General features: G+C 71.2%; 14 protein-coding genes. 7 read left to right on the top strand and 7 right to left on the bottom strand.

The window, feature by feature from the left end:
- Positions 1-173 precede the first annotated feature (173 nt).
- Positions 174-1,472, bottom strand: coding sequence for an ABC transporter permease (locus ACOTSS_RS17520; protein ID WP_448689259.1), 1,299 nt, complete (start codon positions 1,470-1,472; stop codon positions 174-176).
- Positions 1,469-2,437 (bottom strand): ABC transporter ATP-binding protein, encoded by a 969-nt coding sequence (locus ACOTSS_RS17525; protein WP_448689260.1) that lies wholly within the window; start codon positions 2,435-2,437, stop codon positions 1,469-1,471. Before ACOTSS_RS17525 ends, ACOTSS_RS17520 begins: the two co-directional genes overlap by 4 nt.
- Before the next feature lie 47 nt (positions 2,438-2,484).
- Between ACOTSS_RS17525 and queG the strand changes: the two genes are divergently transcribed.
- A complete protein-coding gene (queG, locus tag ACOTSS_RS17530) occupies positions 2,485-3,537 on the top strand; it encodes a tRNA epoxyqueuosine(34) reductase QueG (RefSeq protein ID WP_448689261.1) in 1,053 nt (350 codons plus the stop codon).
- 122 nt (positions 3,538-3,659) lie between these two features.
- On the opposite strand, the gene ACOTSS_RS17535 is transcribed toward queG, so the two are convergent.
- Both ACOTSS_RS17535 and ACOTSS_RS17540 read right to left on the bottom strand, forming a co-directional pair.
- The gene (locus ACOTSS_RS17535) at positions 3,660-4,064 is read right to left on the bottom strand and encodes a hypothetical protein (protein ID WP_448689262.1); all 405 of its coding nucleotides are present in this window, start codon (positions 4,062-4,064) and stop codon (positions 3,660-3,662) included.
- A complete protein-coding gene (locus ACOTSS_RS17540; RefSeq protein WP_448689263.1) occupies positions 4,061-4,741 on the bottom strand; it encodes an EI24 domain-containing protein in 681 nt (226 codons plus the stop codon). Before ACOTSS_RS17540 ends, ACOTSS_RS17535 begins: the two co-directional genes overlap by 4 nt.
- Positions 4,742-4,848: 107 nt before the next feature.
- Here ACOTSS_RS17540 and ACOTSS_RS17545 point away from each other — a divergent pair, with 107 nt between their 5' ends.
- Complete coding sequence (locus tag ACOTSS_RS17545) at positions 4,849-5,847, top strand: adenosine kinase (RefSeq protein WP_448689264.1); 999 nt, start codon at positions 4,849-4,851, stop codon at positions 5,845-5,847.
- Between the two features lies 1 nt (position 5,848).
- Here the strand turns inward: ACOTSS_RS17545 and ACOTSS_RS17550 are convergent, their stop codons facing one another.
- The 3 genes from ACOTSS_RS17550 to tsaD form a co-directional block, all read right to left on the bottom strand.
- Positions 5,849-7,396, bottom strand: coding sequence for a lipopolysaccharide biosynthesis protein (locus ACOTSS_RS17550; RefSeq protein ID WP_448689265.1), 1,548 nt, complete (start codon positions 7,394-7,396; stop codon positions 5,849-5,851).
- Between the two features lie 94 nt (positions 7,397-7,490).
- Entirely contained in the window at positions 7,491-8,501 is a 1,011-nt protein-coding gene (locus ACOTSS_RS17555) for an NAD(P)H-dependent glycerol-3-phosphate dehydrogenase (RefSeq protein ID WP_448689266.1), read from the bottom strand.
- Complete coding sequence (gene tsaD / locus ACOTSS_RS17560; RefSeq protein ID WP_448689267.1) at positions 8,498-9,532, bottom strand: tRNA (adenosine(37)-N6)-threonylcarbamoyltransferase complex transferase subunit TsaD; 1,035 nt, start codon at positions 9,530-9,532, stop codon at positions 8,498-8,500. Before tsaD ends, ACOTSS_RS17555 begins: the two co-directional genes overlap by 4 nt.
- Before the next feature lie 267 nt (positions 9,533-9,799).
- On the opposite strand from tsaD, the gene hemC reads away from it, so the two are divergent.
- The 5 genes from hemC to ACOTSS_RS17585 are packed head-to-tail and all read left to right on the top strand — an operon-like array spanning position 9,800 to position 14,743.
- Positions 9,800-10,747 (top strand): hydroxymethylbilane synthase, encoded by a 948-nt coding sequence (hemC, locus tag ACOTSS_RS17565; RefSeq protein WP_448689268.1) that lies wholly within the window; start codon positions 9,800-9,802, stop codon positions 10,745-10,747.
- Positions 10,744-11,427, top strand: coding sequence for a uroporphyrinogen-III synthase (locus tag ACOTSS_RS17570; RefSeq protein ID WP_448689269.1), 684 nt, complete (start codon positions 10,744-10,746; stop codon positions 11,425-11,427). The genes hemC and ACOTSS_RS17570 overlap by 4 nt, the downstream gene beginning before the upstream one ends.
- Positions 11,428-11,453: 26 nt before the next feature.
- Positions 11,454-12,362 (top strand): mitofilin family membrane protein, encoded by a 909-nt coding sequence (locus ACOTSS_RS17575; protein ID WP_448689270.1) that lies wholly within the window; start codon positions 11,454-11,456, stop codon positions 12,360-12,362.
- 42 nt (positions 12,363-12,404) lie between these two features.
- Positions 12,405-13,607, top strand: a complete 1,203-nt coding sequence (locus ACOTSS_RS17580; protein WP_448689271.1) for an acyl-CoA dehydrogenase — start codon at positions 12,405-12,407, stop codon at positions 13,605-13,607.
- A gap of 2 nt (positions 13,608-13,609) precedes the next feature.
- On the top strand, positions 13,610-14,743 hold the full coding sequence (locus ACOTSS_RS17585; RefSeq protein ID WP_448689272.1) for a CaiB/BaiF CoA transferase family protein: 1,134 nt from the start codon (positions 13,610-13,612) through the stop codon (positions 14,741-14,743).
- Position 14,744 lies beyond the last annotated feature (1 nt).

Genomic DNA, 14,744 nt, shown 5'->3' on the forward strand with positions numbered 1-14,744 from the left:
TGAGTTGCAGAATGCCACTATTTACAGCTTTGTCAACGGCGGGATGAGGGCCACTTTGGGGTGGGGAGCGGACATCTTCCAACCTTTGTCATTCCCGCGAAAGCGGGAATGACAAAGCTATGAGGCGGAGAGCATCGCCTTCCGGTCGGTAGCAGATAGCCCCCCTTAGCGGATCACCGCCGCGCTGCTGCGTCGGCTGCTGCTGCTGCGGTCGCCACCCCCGCGCTGCGTTTCCAGAATCGCCAGTCGCTGCGTCCGCTGAGTACGCCCGAGCGGAAGAGGCGGACCGAGAGGAAGATGACGAGCGCGACCCAGATCGCCTGCCAGCCGAGTGCGAGCAGGTGCACGGCCTTCGCATCGTCGGTTGCGGCGCGCGCCGCCATCGCGAGCGGCGACGAGAAGGGGATGATCTGCGCGATCGTCGCGAGACCGCTTCCGGGCGCGTTGGCGGCAGCGGTCGACAGGCTGAACATCGCGACCTGAAAGATGGTGATCGGCAGGCTGAGCATCTGGATCTCGCGCACCGTCGAAGCCTGCGCGCCGACGCCGAGGAAGACTGCGCCGAGGAGCAGGAAGGCCATCACGAAATAGAGGAACGACATGCCGATGAAGAAGGGCCAGCCGGTCGCCGGCGCCACCGCCAGCACTGCCGGCGACGGCGGCGAAGCTCCCGCCGCCGCGCCCGCCTGCGCCATCGCGGCGGGGTCGATCTGGGTCATCGCGATCAGTCCGCCGCCGACCGCCATCGCCATCCAGAAGGCGATGAACAGGATCGCGACGCCGAGCAGCCCGACGAGCTTGCCGAGAAAGACGCTTTCGAGCGGCACCGCGGCGGCGAGGATCTCGATCACCTTGTTGCCCTTTTCCTCGGCGAGCATGCCGACCGACTGGCCCGCGAGGAGCAGGGTCAGAAGGAAGATGACGAAGACCGCGCCGAAGCCGATCGACTGCTGCGCCGCGATGCTCGTGCCGCCGCGCGTCAGGCTTTCGAAGCGCGGCGCGGCGGGGGCGATGGCGCCCGCCGCGCGGCTCCGCAGCACCTCGGTCGCAAGCAGCGCGAGATAGCGGCCCGAGCGGCTGTCCGCCTCGCGCTCGACGATGCGCGGGGCCGCGAGCGGCCCGCTCATCACCGCATAGGTGTCGCGGCCCTTTTCCTGCGCGATCGCGACCGGGTCGACGTTCGCCGCGGCGATGCGCAGCTCGAGCGTTGCGGGCCGGTCGCCGGGCAGCGCCTCGCGCAGCCGGGCGTCGGCGTCGCGCAGGTCCTCCATATCACCCCGATCGGCGATCACGACGAGACGCCCGGCGCCGCGCGCGCTGTCGGCGAGCTGCGAGGCGCCGACGCCGCCCAAGGCGCCCATGCCGATCATGAACAGCGGCGCGAGCAGGAAGAGAAGGAAGGTCGGGGTTGCGACGATCGACAGGAAGTCGCGTCGCGCGATCACGAACAGCGTGCGCAGAAAGGGGCTCATGCTGCGGACTCCTCGATCGCGTCGGCGTGCGCGTCGGCGTCGAACCCCGCGTCGACCTGGCGGACGATATGGACGAAGGCGTCGTGGAGCGCCGGGCGGACGATCGACAGGCCGGCGACACCGTGGCCGCTGGCGGTGATGCGCGCGAGCAGCGGTTCGACCGCGTCGTCCTGAATCGGGAATTGCCACGCGTCGCCGCGCCGTTCCGCCCCAGCCGGCAGGAGCGCGGCGAGCGCGGGATCGTCGGTGCGCGGCGTGTAGCGCACCTGCATCGGCAGCAGCGCGCGCGCCGCGTCGACCGTCCCCTCGAAACGGCGCGCCGATCGCGCGATGATCGCGATGCGGTCGCAAAGGCGCTCGGCATGCGCCATCACATGGGTCGAAAAGAGGATCGTCGCGCCGCGCTCGCGCTCGCGCCGCACCAGCGTTTCGAGCCGCTCCTGATTGACCGGGTCGAGCCCCGAGAAGGGCTCGTCGAGGACGATCAGGTCGGGGGCATGGACGATCGATCCGATCAGCTGGACCATCTGCGCCATGCCCTTCGACATCTTGCGGATCTTCTCGTCGACCACGCGCTCGAGCCCGAGTTCGGTCATGAAGGTCGCGGCGCGGCGGCGCCCCTCGGCCCAGTCGAGCCCGCGCAGCGCGCCCATGAAGGCGATCGCCTCGCGCGCCTTCATGCCGGGGTAGAGGCCGCGCTCCTCGGGCAGATAGCCGACGCGGTGGCGCACCGATTGCGGAGTGTGGCCGCCGAGCAGCCGGCTCTCGCCCGAATCGGGATCGACGATCCCCAGCATCATGCGCAGGCTGGTGGTCTTGCCCGCGCCATTGGGGCCGAGCACCCCGTAGATGCTGCCCGTCGGCACTTCGAGGCTGACATGATCGACCGCCTTGAAGGCGCCGAAATATTTGGTGAGGTCCTTCGCCTCGACGCTGAAATCGCTCAAAAGCCGGTCCCCGATCATTTCGCGCAAGCTATGGCACGGCAATGGGGTTGGCGTATAGGGCGCCAATGGTTGCCGAAGCCTTGCCCCCTCTCGAACAGCGGCTCGAAGCCGTCGCGCGCGCGTACGGTTTCGCCGCCTTCGGCATCGCGCGCGCCGACGCGGCGCCCGAGACCGCGGCGCGGCTGAACGCCTGGCTCGCCGAAGGGTGCCACGGCGGCATGATATGGATGGAAAGCCGCGCCGCCGAGCGCGGGTCGCCGCAGGGGCTGTGGCCCGAGGTGCGGTCGGTGATCGCGCTGGGCATGAGCTATGCGCCCGCCGCCGATCCGCTCGCGCTCGCCGGCGAACCCGACCGCGGGCGCATCTCGGTTTATGCGCAGGGAAGCGACTATCACGACACGGTGAAAAAGGCGCTGAAGGCGGTCGCGCGCTGGCTGGTCGCCGAGGCGCCCGGCGCTGACGTGAAAGTGTTCGTCGACACCGCCCCGGTGATGGAAAAGCCGCTCGCGGCGGCGGCGGGGCTCGGCTGGCAGGGCAAGCATACGAACATGGTCAGCCGCGAGCATGGCAGCTGGCTGTTTCTGGGGGCGATCTACACGACGCTCGACCTTGCGCCGGCGCGGCCGGGGCGCGACCGCTGCGGCAGTTGCCGGGCGTGCCAGGACGCGTGCCCGACGCAGGCCTTTCCCGCGCCCTACCGGCTCGATGCGCGGCGCTGCATCTCCTACCTCACGATCGAGCATGACGGGCCGATCCCGGTCGAGCTGCGGCGCGCCATCGGCAACCATGTCTATGGCTGCGACGATTGCCTCGCGGTCTGCCCGTGGAACAAGTTCGCCGAAACCGCGCACGCGCACCGCGCCTTCCTGCCGCGCGCCGAGCTCGCCGCGCCGGCGCTCGCCGATCTGCTCGACCTCGACGATGCGGGGTTCCGGCAGGTCTTCGCGGGGTCGCCGATCAAGCGCATCGGACGCAATCGCATGGTGCGCAACGCCGCGATCGCGGCGGGCAACAGCGGTGATCCGGGCTTCCGGGCGCGGCTCGCAGCGCTGACGGAGGATGAATCGCCGATGGTCGCCGACGCGGCCGCCTGGGCGCTCGCCGAACTGGCGGAATGACGTCGTTTTTTGGGTGGAGGCGGTACCGGCCCGCTCCCCCGCCCAGCCTCCCGATATCATATCCTGTGGGAGGCTGGGCGGGGGAGCGGGCCGGTACCGCACAGCCGCATGAGCGGCTGCGATCAGCGCTGCAGCGCGGCGATGCAGCCGTCGATGCCGGCGTCGCGGCCGTCGGGCGCGCGGGCGTCGACGTGGGTGGCGAGCGGTTTCGCGCCCTGTTTGGGGGCGTAATAATAGACGTCGAGGATGCAGGCGTCGCCCGCGAACTGCAATTTGCGCCCCGTGCCTTCGGTCACGTCGAGCCGCGGCTTGCCGAACAGGCCGATCGCGGCGTCGGCGTCGTGGCCGATCAGGCTGTTGTGCTGGACGACGCGCGGCGGGGCGATCGGGGTCGGCGCCGGACGCGGCGGGACCGGCCGGGCGGCAGCGGATCGCGGCGGCGTCGCGCGCGGGATCGCGGGACCGGCGCAGCCGGCGAGCAGCAGCGCGAGGCCCGCGATGGGTCCCAGATGGTGGTTCCGGATCATCTGTCGTCCCTCTTCCCCAGGTGAAGCATGTGCACGGCCATAGCGGCGCCGATGATGGGGGCCAAGAAATTGGCGACGGGAATCAGGAAAGCTGCGGCGGACAGCAGCCCGAGCGACCAGCGCGAGGCCCGGTCGAAGCGCGGGCGGTCGGGGTGGCGCGCGAGGACCATCGCCTCGAGGTCGCGGCCGAGCAGCAGCGCGTTGACCGCGAGCGCGAGCAGCAGCGTGCCGACGCCGGTGACGAGGAGCGGGATGTAGAAGGGCAGCGCGACGAGGTTGCCGATGATCAACCGCGCCAGCGAGGCGAGCGCGAGGCGGATGTTGTGCCGCCAGCCGACATCGACCGCGCGCAGCGCCGCGGCGGGATAGTGTCGCGTCTCGATATCGGCGACGATGCCGTCGGCGAACAGGCCGACGACGGCGATCGCGACGGCGCGAAACAGCAGCCAGCTTATGGCGATTAGTGCAAGAATGATGACGATCCCTGCCATGTCGAGGTTCGCGCCGGCGAGCCATCGTCCATGCGCGAGCGCCCAGCGCGCGCCGAAGAAGAGCGCCGCGCCGGCAGCGAGGAAGATCAGCAGCGTCAGCGCGAGGCTCGCGGCGAGGATGCGCAGCACCCGCGGGCTGGGCAGGTCGCGGAGCGCGAGCAGCAGGGCGTGGACGGCGCGGGCCATGGCGCCGGGATGCGGGGCGGCGCGGCGCGCGTCAAGCGCCGCGCTTGCCTTGGCGCGCGCCGCCGATTAAGGCGCGCGGCAGCTTTCCCAACAGCACAGGAATTTTCATGGCCTCCACCGCCCGTTTCGACGTTGTCGCCATCGGCAATGCGATCGTCGACGTCATCGCCCGCGCCGAGGATGCGCTGATCGAGGCCGAGGGCCTCACCAAAGGCTCGATGCGGCTGATCGACGCGGCGGAGGCGACGCGCCTCTATGCCGCGATGGGGCCCGCGGTCGAGATGTCGGGTGGCTCGGCGGCGAACACGCTTGCGGGGATGGCGGCGCTCGGCCGCCGCTGCGCCTTCATCGGGCAGGTCGCCGACGACCAGCTCGGCCACGTCTTCACCCACGACCTGCGTGCGCTTGGCGTCGCCTATGACACGCCGCCGCTCGGTGGCGGAGCGCCGACCGCGCGCTGCCTGATCCTCGTCACCCCCGACGGGCAGCGGACGATGAACACCTTTCTGGGCGCGAGCCACCTGCTCGAACAGGCGATGATCGACGAGGCGGTGATCGCCGATTCGGACATCCTCTATCTCGAAGGCTATCTGTGGGATCCGCCGCTGTCGCGCGCCGCGATGCGCCGCGCGATCGACGTCGCGCGCGATGCCGGGCGCAAGGTCGCCTTCACCCTGTCCGACGCCTTCATCATCGACCGCCACGGCGAGGATTTCCGTGCGCTGATCGTCGAAGGACTGTTCGACATCCTCTTCGCGAACGAGGTCGAGATCAAGGCGCTCGCCGGCGAGGCGGATTTCGAGGCCGCGGTCGCCAAGGTCGCCGCCGACGTGCCCTTGCTCGTCGTGACGCGCAGCGAAAAAGGGGCGATCGCCATCATGGGCGGGACGCGCACCGAAGTCGGCGCCGAGCCGATCGATGCGGTTGTCGACACAACCGGCGCCGGCGACCTCTTCGCCGCGGGCTTCCTTGCGGGGCAGGCCGAAGGCCGCACGATCGCCGACTGCCTGACGATGGGCGCGGTCTGCGCGCGCGAGATCATCGCGCAGGTCGGCCCGCGCGCGCAGACCGACCTCAAGGCCGAGGTCGCGGCGCGGCTGGGCTGAGTTAGGCGGCGGGGGTTTCCGCCGCTTCGGAGTGCTTGCGGAACAGCGCGCGATCGGCGGGGCCGAAACCGCGCGTCCAGATCAGCCAGGCGTAGACGCCGAGGATCAACGGCACACCGATCAGCAGTTCGGCCCATTCGGGCACCTGAAAGCTGCCCCAGCGATGCGTCATCGCCCAGCCGAGCACCGCCGCGCCCGCGGTCGCCCAGACGAGCGCCCAGCGCAGGCTGTTCACCGGGGCTTTCAGGATGCGCGCGAGCAGCCACGCCTTCGCCACCGAAGCGAAGCCGAGCGCGAGCATCAGCGCGAGCGCGACCGCGCCGGCGTAATAGATCGGCGGCAGCTCCATCGACTGCGCGACGAGGATCAGCCCCACGCTGAGCGCCGCCTGCAGCGCGAGCGTCGCGAGGCTGATCAGCAGGTTGCGGTGGCGCGCGACATAGACGAGCGCTGCCTCGCTGACCACCGCGGTCGCGGCGACGACCTCGGCGGCGAGCAGGAAGGCGAGCGCGCCGGTGCCGCCGACGAATTCGGGGCCGACGAGCCCCATCACCGCCTCGCCCGGAATGCCGAGCGCGAGCGCGACCCCGGCCTGCGCCGCGATGATCCAGAAACCGACCTGGCTGACCTGCGCCGCGACCGCGGCGAAGCGCTTTTCGGCGAGGCTGCGGGTGATGACGGGGCCGAGAATCGGCTCGAAGCTGGTCTTGAGCTTCTGCGGCAGCGAGGCGACCTGCTGCGCCATGTAATAGATGCCGTAGATCGTCGGCGAGGTGAACTGGCCGAGGATGAAGAGGTCGAGCCGGCGCGTCCCCCATTCGATCGCGTCGGCGGCGGCGAGCGGGGCGTTGCGGCGCGCGAGCCCGATCAGATGCGCGGGGTGCGGGCGCCAGACGCCCGGGCCGCCATAGTGGCGGATCATCGGCCACAGCGCGGTCAGGAAGGCCGCGACCATCGCCGCGGCGTAGGAGAGCATCAGCCCGTCGCGGACCGACACGAACCAGAAGCCCGCCGCCGCGATGCTGATCGCCCACGGTTCGACGATCGCGCGCGCGCGCACCGTCGCGCCGATGTCGAAGCGATAGGCGCAGGCAGCGAGCGCGATCTCGGTCCCGGCGATCGCGAAGACGAGGAGCGCCATCCAGTGATCAGTGCCGCTGATGTCGCCCGCCGGATACATGAGTTGCGGCACGGCGAAGAGGATCGCCGAGCCGAGCGCCGAGGCGAGGAAGGCGACGAACATGCCGTCCCACACAACGATGCGCGGGTCGGCGCCCGGCGCGCTCAATTGCTCGGCAAGGCCGCGCTTGAGGCCGAGCGTCGCAACCTGCGCGACCAGTTCGATGACGAGCACCGCGAAGGCGAAGCGGCCGACCAGGTCGGCGCCGTACCAGCGGCCGGCGACGTAGAGAAAGGGCAGCCGCGCGATGAGGCGCAGGAGGAAGCCGAAAAAATTGGTGCGCCCGCCCTTGGCGAGCGCGGCCGCATCGGCATCGGGCATCGATTGATCGGGAGCGGGGTGCGCGGCTGCGTTGTCCGTCTGGCTCAAGCCTGGCGCCCCTTCTGCTTTTCCCCGCCGCACAGCCTAGCGCGCGCGCGCGGCGCAGGCAATCGCGGGCGTATCGTCACGGAGCGGTTTTGTCTCACGCGCCTTCGCGTCGCAGCGGGCGGCTGAGCAGCGCCTGAACGGCGTCGCCGACGCTGGCCTCCCCCGCGACCAGCCGCGCGACGGCGTCGGTGATCGGCATGTCGATCCTCTCGGCGCGCGCCGCCGCGGCGACCACCGGGGCGCTGAACGCCCCCTCGGCGACGGTGCGGCGGTCTGCCATCAGTTCGGCGGCGGACATCCCGCGCCCGAGCCCCTGGCCGAGCGCGAAGTTGCGCGAATTGGACGAGGTGCAGGTGAGCACGAGGTCGCCGAGCCCGGCGAGCCCCGCGAGCGTTTCGGCCTGCGCGCCGCGCGCGAGGCCGAAGCGCGTCATCTCGGCGAAACCGCGGCTGATCAGCGCGGCGCGCGCGTTGAGCCCCAATCCGGCGCCGTCGACGATGCCGCAGGCGATCGCCAGGATATTCTTGACCGCGCCGCCGATCTCGGCGCCGATCACGTCGGTCGAGGCATAGGGGCGGAAATGCGGGCGCGCGAGCGCGCGGGCGAGCGCTTCGGCCAACTCGGGATCGTCGGCGGCGAGGGTGATCGCGGTCGGCAGGCCCGCCGCGACTTCGTGCGCGAAGGTCGGGCCCGACAGCACCGCGCGGGGGCGGGCGGGGAAGGTTTCGCGCGCCATGTCGACCGGAAAGGCGAAGCTTTCCGCCTCCATCCCCTTGCTGCAGAAGATCAGCGGTGCGTCGTCCGGCGGCAGCGCGGCGAGGACGGCGCGCAGATAGGGGACGGGAACGACGACGAGCAGCGCGTCGAGCCCCGCGAGGTCGGCGAGGTCGGCGGTCGCAGTCAGCGAGGGCGAGAGCGGCGCGTCGGGAAGGAAGATCGGGTTGCGCCGGTCGGTGTTGATGGCCGCGACGACCTCCTCCTCGCGCGCCCAGAGCCGCACCGGGGCGCCGTCCGCGGCGAGGAGCTGCGCGAGCGCGGTACCCCAGGCGCCGCCGCCGACGACCCCGAAGCGCGAAAAGGGTGACGTCATGCTTTCACGCGTCATGCCTTGACTCCGGCTCCGCGCACCGCCTCGGCTGCTTCGTCGAGCGGCCAGCGCGGGCGCGCCGCGACCGACAGCGGGTCGGTGAGCCCCGCGGCGAAGCGTTCGGCGCCCGCCCACGCGATCATCGCCCCATTGTCGGTGCACAGCCACAAGGGCGGCGCGACGAAGACCTTGTCGAACCGCGCCGCGAGCTCGGTCAGCGCGGCGCGGACCCTGCCATTGGCGGCGACGCCGCCGGCGACGACGAAGGCGCTCGCCTCGGGGCAGGCGGCGAGCGCGATGCGGCTGCGGTCGACAAGGCAGTCGACCACCGCCTGCTGGAAGGAGGCGGCGAGGTCGGCGACCTTGTGTTCGCCCGACGCCGCGGCGCGCGCGACGGCGCTCTTCAATCCGGCGAAGGAGAAATGCGGCTCGCGGCTGCCGACGAGCGGGCGGGGAAGGGGGACCGCGCGCGGGTCGCCGCCCGCCGCGACGCGCTCGACCGCCGGGCCGCCGGGATAGCCGAGCCCGAGCAGCTTGGCGGTCTTGTCGAACGCCTCGCCCGCCGCGTCGTCGATCGTCGTCGCGAGGCGGCGGTAATCGCCGACGCCCCGGACGAGGAGGAGCTGGCAATGGCCGCCCGAGACGAGCAGCAGCAGATAGGGAAAGGCGAGCCCCGCGTCGGTGAGGCGCGGGGAAAGCGCGTGCCCCTCGAGATGGTTGACCGCGATCAGCGGCTTGCCCGCCGCGTGCGCGAGCGCTTTGCCGGTGACGAGCCCGACCATCACCCCGCCGATCAGTCCGGGGCCGGCGGTCGCGGCGATCGCGTCGACGTCGGCGAGCGACATCCCGGCGTCGGCGAGCACCCCCTCGACCAGCGGCGCGAGGCGATCGACATGCGCGCGCGCCGCGATCTCGGGAACGACGCCGCCATAGGGCCTGTGCTCGGCCTCCTGCCCCGCGACGCGGTGCGCGAGGACGCGCCGCTCGCTGTCGACAAGCGCCGCCGCGGTTTCGTCGCAGCTCGATTCAAGGCCGAGGATCAGGGTCATATGATAGGCCCCCTTACCCGCGCGGAGCGCAGGGGGGCAAGCGGGGGTTGTGTTTGGGGATTGGCGCAGAGGCACGAAGGCGCACCTTCTCCCTGTTTCGTCACCCCGGACTTGATCCGGGGTCCCGCTAAACGACGGAGAAAGCGGGACCCCGGATCAAGTCCGGGGTGACGAAGAAAGCAAAATCACGCTCCTGTTTTCAAACGGCATCACCACCTGCGAATCCCCTATCTTCCCTTTGATGTCGCGAAGTCCTAGCAGCGGCGCATGACCGATCTTCCCACCCCCGCCGTGCCGCTGCGCATCGGCACGCGCGCCTCGCCGCTGGCGATGGCGCAGGCGACCATGGCGGCCGCGGCGCTGGCCGCGGCGCACGGGCTCGATCCCGCGGCTCTCGTCATCGTGCCGATCACCGCGACCGGCGACAAGATCCAGGACCGCGCGCTCGCCGAGGTCGGCGGCAAGGCGCTGTGGACGCGCGAGCTCGACGCGATGCTCGATGCGGGGGTCATCGATGTCGCGGTGCACAGCCTGAAAGATGTCGAGACGCTGCGCGACATGCGCTTCGCGCTCGCGGCGATGCTGCCGCGCGCCGACCCGCGCGACCGGCTGGTGGTGCGCGAGGGGATCGCGGCGGCGGCGATCGCCGAACTGCCGCAGGGCGCGCGGCTGGGGACGAGCAGCCCGCGCCGCGCGGCGCAGGTCCGGCGGTTGCGCCCCGACCTCGAAACGGTATTGCTGCGCGGCAATGTCGCGACGCGGCTCGCGAAGCTCGCGGCGGGCGATGCCGATGCGACGCTGCTCGCAGCGGCGGGGCTCGAGCGGCTCGGGATGCACGACATCGGCGTCGCGCAGGACGCAGCGCTGCTGCTTCCCGCCGCGTCGCAGGGGGCTATCGGGATCGAATGCCGCTCAGACGATGCGCGGGTGCGCGCGCTCGTCGCCGCGGTCGACGACGCGCCGACACACGCCGCGGTGATGGCCGAGCGCGCCTTCCTCGCCGCGCTCGGCGGCGACTGCCGCTCGCCGGTCGCCGCGCACGCGCGCTTCGTGGAAGGCGGCGCGCTGCGTCTCGACGGCGAGATTTTCTCGGCCGACGGCGCCGATCATGTCGCGGGGCATGTGCTGGTCGGCGACGGCGAGGCCGCGGCGGGGCTCGCGCACCGCCTGCTCGCCGAAGCACCCGACTCGGTGCGGCGCCTGTTCGCGCTATGAGCGCGGGGCTGCCGCTGATCGTCACGCGCCCCGACCCCGGCGGCGCGGCGACGGTCGCGCGGGCGCGGGCGATGGGCCTCGACGCCCGGCCCATGCCGCTCTTCGCCGTGCATCCGCTCGCCTGGACCGCGCCCGACCCCGGGGATTTCGACGCGCTGCTGCTGACGAGCGCGCAGGCGGCGCGGCTCGGCGGTGCCGGACTTGCACGACTCGCTCCGCTTCCCGTCCACGCCGTCGGCGCGGCGACCGCCGAAGCCGCGAGCGCCGCGGGTCTGCGCGTCGTCGAGGCCGGCGCGACCGACGGGCAGGCGCTGGTCGACGCCATGACGTCGCGCGGGGTGACCCGGATCTTGTGGCTCTGCGGCCGCGACCGGACGCGCTTCGACACGCGCGGGGCGGCGATCACCGCGCTCCCCTGCTATGCCGCCGACGCCATGACGCCACCCGCCGACTGGCCGGCGCTGGTCGCCGCTCCGGCCGTGCTGCTTGCCCACAGCCGGCGCGCCGCGGAGCGGATCGCCGCGCTCGTGCCGGACGCCCGCGCGCATCTGGCGCTCGTCGCGATCAGCGCGAAGGCGGCATCGGCGACGGGGGCGGGATGGGGCGATGTCGCGGTCGCCGAACGGCCCGATGACGCGGCAATGTTGGCACTGGCGCGCGCTTTGTGCCACAAAGGCTGAAAAATGGGGTCGTTCGAAAGAGAAATATGGCAATCGACAGCGACAAAAGCGTCCGCATCGACGAGGGCGCTCGCGGAAAGGGCTTTTCGTTCCGCACCTTAGTGATCGGTGCCCTGCTCGTGCTGGTGATCGGAATCGTCGGTGGCGGATGGGCGATGACGCGCCTGCTGCCGGGCAGCGGATCCGCGCCGGTGACGAAGGTGGCGCAAACACCGACACCCGGCGGCACGCTCGCGGCGCCGGGCGACAGCGCCGCCCCCGCGCCCAGCGCCGCCGAACCCGCGATGGTCGTGGCGCCGGTCGACGGCGCGAGCGCGCTGTCGGCGCGGGTCGCCGACCTCGAAACGCGGTTGTCGCGCATCACCTTCGAGGCGGCGTCGGCATCGGGCAATGCGACGCGCGCCGAAGGGCTGCTGATCGCCTTCGCCGCGCGCCGCGCGCTCGATCGCGGCCTGTCGCTCGGCTATCTCGAGGCGCAGCTGCGCCTGCGCTTCGGCGACGATCAGCCCAATGCGGTCAAGACGATCATCGACACCTCGCGCGACCCGATCACCCTCGAACAATTGCGCAGCGAACTCGACACGCTCGCGCCGCAGCTCGTCGGCCGCAATGGCGAGAGCGGCGGCAGCCTGTGGACCGGTTTCCGGCGCGAGCTCAGCGAGCTGTTCGTCGTGCGCCCCGCCGGCACGCTGTCGCCGCGCGCGTCCGAACGGATCGAGCGCGCGCGCCGCTATCTCGCGGGCGGCCAGGTGGACAAGGCGATCGAGGAGGTCCAGGCGCTGCCGGGGGCCGAGGCGGCGGGCGAATGGCTGATCGACGCGCGGCGCTATCACGAGGCGCGGCGCGCGCTTGACCTCATCGAGACCGCGGCGATATTGGAGCCGCGCGACAGCCCGGCTGCCGCGATCGCCCGCAAGGGCGCGACCACTCCCTAGCAGCCCGATCGCTGGGCCGCGCTTTTGAAGAAAGCCGATCCGATGGCCCTCGCCGATCCGCAGCGCATCGAGGCGCTCGACCCGTTCGATCCGCTGGCGCTCGACGCCGAGCTGTCCGATGAGGAGCGGATGGTGCGCGATACCGCGCGCGCCTATGCGCAAAGCGAACTGCTGCCGCGCGTCACCTCGGCCTTTCTCGACGAACGCTTCGACCGCGAGATCATGCGCGAGATGGGGCAGCTCGGGCTGCTCGGCGCGACGATCGACCCCGAATATGGCGGCGCGGGGCTGAACTACGTCAGCTACGGCCTGATCGCGCGCGAGGTCGAGCGCGTCGATTCGGGCTATCGCTCGGCCTGTTCGGTGCAGAGCAGCCTCGTGATGCATCCGATCAACGCCTATGGCAGCGAGGAGCAGAAGCGGCGCTTCCTGCCCGGCCTGGCCAGCGGCGAACTGGTCGGTTGTTTCGGCCTGACCGAGCCCGACGCGGGCAGCGATCCCGCGGGGATGCGGACGCGCGCCGAGAAGATCGAGGGCGGTTATCGCCTTCGGGGCGCGAAGATGTGGATCACCAATTCGCCGATCGCCGACGTCTTCGTCGTCTGGGCGAAATCCGACGCCCACGACGGCGCGATCCGCGGCTTCGTGCTCGAAAAGGGGATGAAGGGCCTGTCGGCGCCGAAGATCGAGGGCAAGATCTCGCTCCGCGCCTCGATCACCGGCGAAATCGTGATGGACGGGGTCGAGGTCGGCGAGGATGCGCTGCTGCCGAACGTGTCGGGGCTGAAGGGCCCCTTCGGCTGCCTCAACCGCGCGCGCTACGGAATCGGCTGGGGCGCGATGGGGGCGGCCGAATTCTGCTACGAGGCGGCGCGCAACTACACGCTCGAGAGGAAGCAGTTCGGGCGGCCGCTCGCGGCGAACCAGATCGTGCAGCTGAAGCTCGCGAACATGCTCACCGAGATCGCGCTCGGCACCGAGGCGGCGCTGCGCGTCGGGCGGCTGATCGACGAGGGGCGGCTTGCCCCCGACCGGATCAGCCTTTTGAAGCGCAACAATTGCGGCAAGGCGCTCGATATCGCCCGCGTCGCGCGCGACATGCACGGCGGCAACGGCATCGCCGCCGAATATCACGTCATCCGCCACGCGGTGAACCTCGAGACGGTGAACACCTATGAGGGCACCCACGACGTCCACGCGCTGATCCTCGGCCGCGCGATCACCGGCATCAGCGCCTTTTCCTGACGGTGGCGGACAGGCTTCCCAAGCCGCTTGCCGGCTTGCGCGTCGTCGAACTGGCGCGCGTGCTCGCAGGGCCGTGGTGCGGGCAATTGCTCGCCGACCTCGGCGCCGAGGTCGTGAAGGTCGAGCGCCCGGGCGCGGGCGACGACACGCGCCAATGGGGCCCGCCGTTCGTCGCGGGCGCGGACGGCGAGGCGCTGGGCGCGGCCTATTATCACAGCTGCAATCGCGGCAAGCGGAGCGTCGCGATCGATATCGCGACCGGTAAGGGGCAAGCCGCGCTGCGCGACCTGCTCGCGGACGCCGATGTCGTCATCGAGAATTACAAGGTCGGCGGGCTCGCCAAATATGGGCTCGACCCGGCGCGGCTGCGCGCCGATTTCCCGCGGTTGATCGTCTGCTCGGTCACCGGCTTCGGCCAGACCGGCCCCTATGCGCACCGCGCGGGCTATGATTATATCGTCCAGGCGATGAGCGGCTTCATGTCGCTGACCGGCGAACCCGACGGCCCGCCGCAAAAGGCCGGCATCGCCTATGCCGACATCTTCACCGGCATGTATTCGGCCGTCGCGATTCTCGCGACACTGCGGCGTCGTGACGTCACAGGGGCGGGCGCGCATATCGACATGGCGCTGCTCGACAGCCAGGTCGCGGTGCTCGCGAACCAGGCCGCCAATTATCTGGCGAGCGGGGTCGTGCCGAAGCGGATGGGCAGCGGCCATGTCAATGTCGTGCCCTATCAGGTCTTTGCGACCGCCGACGGCCAGCTCGTCATCGCGGCGGGCAATGATGGACAGTATCGCAAGCTCTGCGCGATCCTCGGCATGCCCGAATGGGGTGAAGATCCGCGCTTCGCGACCAATGCGGCGCGGCTTGCGAACCGCGCGACGCTGATCCCGCTGCTCGCGGCAAAGATCGCCGCGTGGGACGCGCAGCCGCTGTCGCTTGCATTGGAGGCCGAGGGCGTGCCCGCGGGGCCGATCAACGACCTCGCCGGCGTCTTCGCCGACCCGCAGGTGATCGCGCGCGGGATGCGCTTTCGCCCCGAAGGCGCGGCGATCGACGCGGTCGCGAGCCCGATCGTCATCGACGGCGAGCGCATGGTCGCGCCGGCGGGGGCGCCGCCGCTGGGCGGATAAA

The organism is Sphingopyxis sp. NJF-3, assembly GCF_053514865.1.

Bases quoted from the DNA above. Each gene is read 5' to 3' on its own strand.
- ACOTSS_RS17520 (WP_448689259.1), bottom strand. From the start codon at position 1,472: ATGAGCCCCTTTCTGCGCACGCTGTTCGTGATCGCGCGACGCGACTTC.
- ACOTSS_RS17525 (WP_448689260.1), bottom strand. From the start codon at position 2,437: ATGATCGGGGACCGGCTTTTGAGCGATTTCAGCGTCGAGGCGAAGGAC.
- queG (WP_448689261.1), top strand. From the start codon at position 2,485: ATGGTTGCCGAAGCCTTGCCCCCTCTCGAACAGCGGCTCGAAGCCGTC.
- ACOTSS_RS17535 (WP_448689262.1), bottom strand. From the start codon at position 4,064: ATGATCCGGAACCACCATCTGGGACCCATCGCGGGCCTCGCGCTGCTG.
- ACOTSS_RS17540 (WP_448689263.1), bottom strand. From the start codon at position 4,741: ATGGCCCGCGCCGTCCACGCCCTGCTGCTCGCGCTCCGCGACCTGCCC.
- ACOTSS_RS17545 (WP_448689264.1), top strand. From the start codon at position 4,849: ATGGCCTCCACCGCCCGTTTCGACGTTGTCGCCATCGGCAATGCGATC.
- ACOTSS_RS17555 (WP_448689266.1), bottom strand. From the start codon at position 8,501: ATGACGCGTGAAAGCATGACGTCACCCTTTTCGCGCTTCGGGGTCGTC.
- tsaD (WP_448689267.1), bottom strand. From the start codon at position 9,532: ATGACCCTGATCCTCGGCCTTGAATCGAGCTGCGACGAAACCGCGGCG.
- hemC (WP_448689268.1), top strand. From the start codon at position 9,800: ATGACCGATCTTCCCACCCCCGCCGTGCCGCTGCGCATCGGCACGCGC.
- ACOTSS_RS17570 (WP_448689269.1), top strand. From the start codon at position 10,744: ATGAGCGCGGGGCTGCCGCTGATCGTCACGCGCCCCGACCCCGGCGGC.
- ACOTSS_RS17575 (WP_448689270.1), top strand. From the start codon at position 11,454: ATGGCAATCGACAGCGACAAAAGCGTCCGCATCGACGAGGGCGCTCGC.
- ACOTSS_RS17580 (WP_448689271.1), top strand. From the start codon at position 12,405: ATGGCCCTCGCCGATCCGCAGCGCATCGAGGCGCTCGACCCGTTCGAT.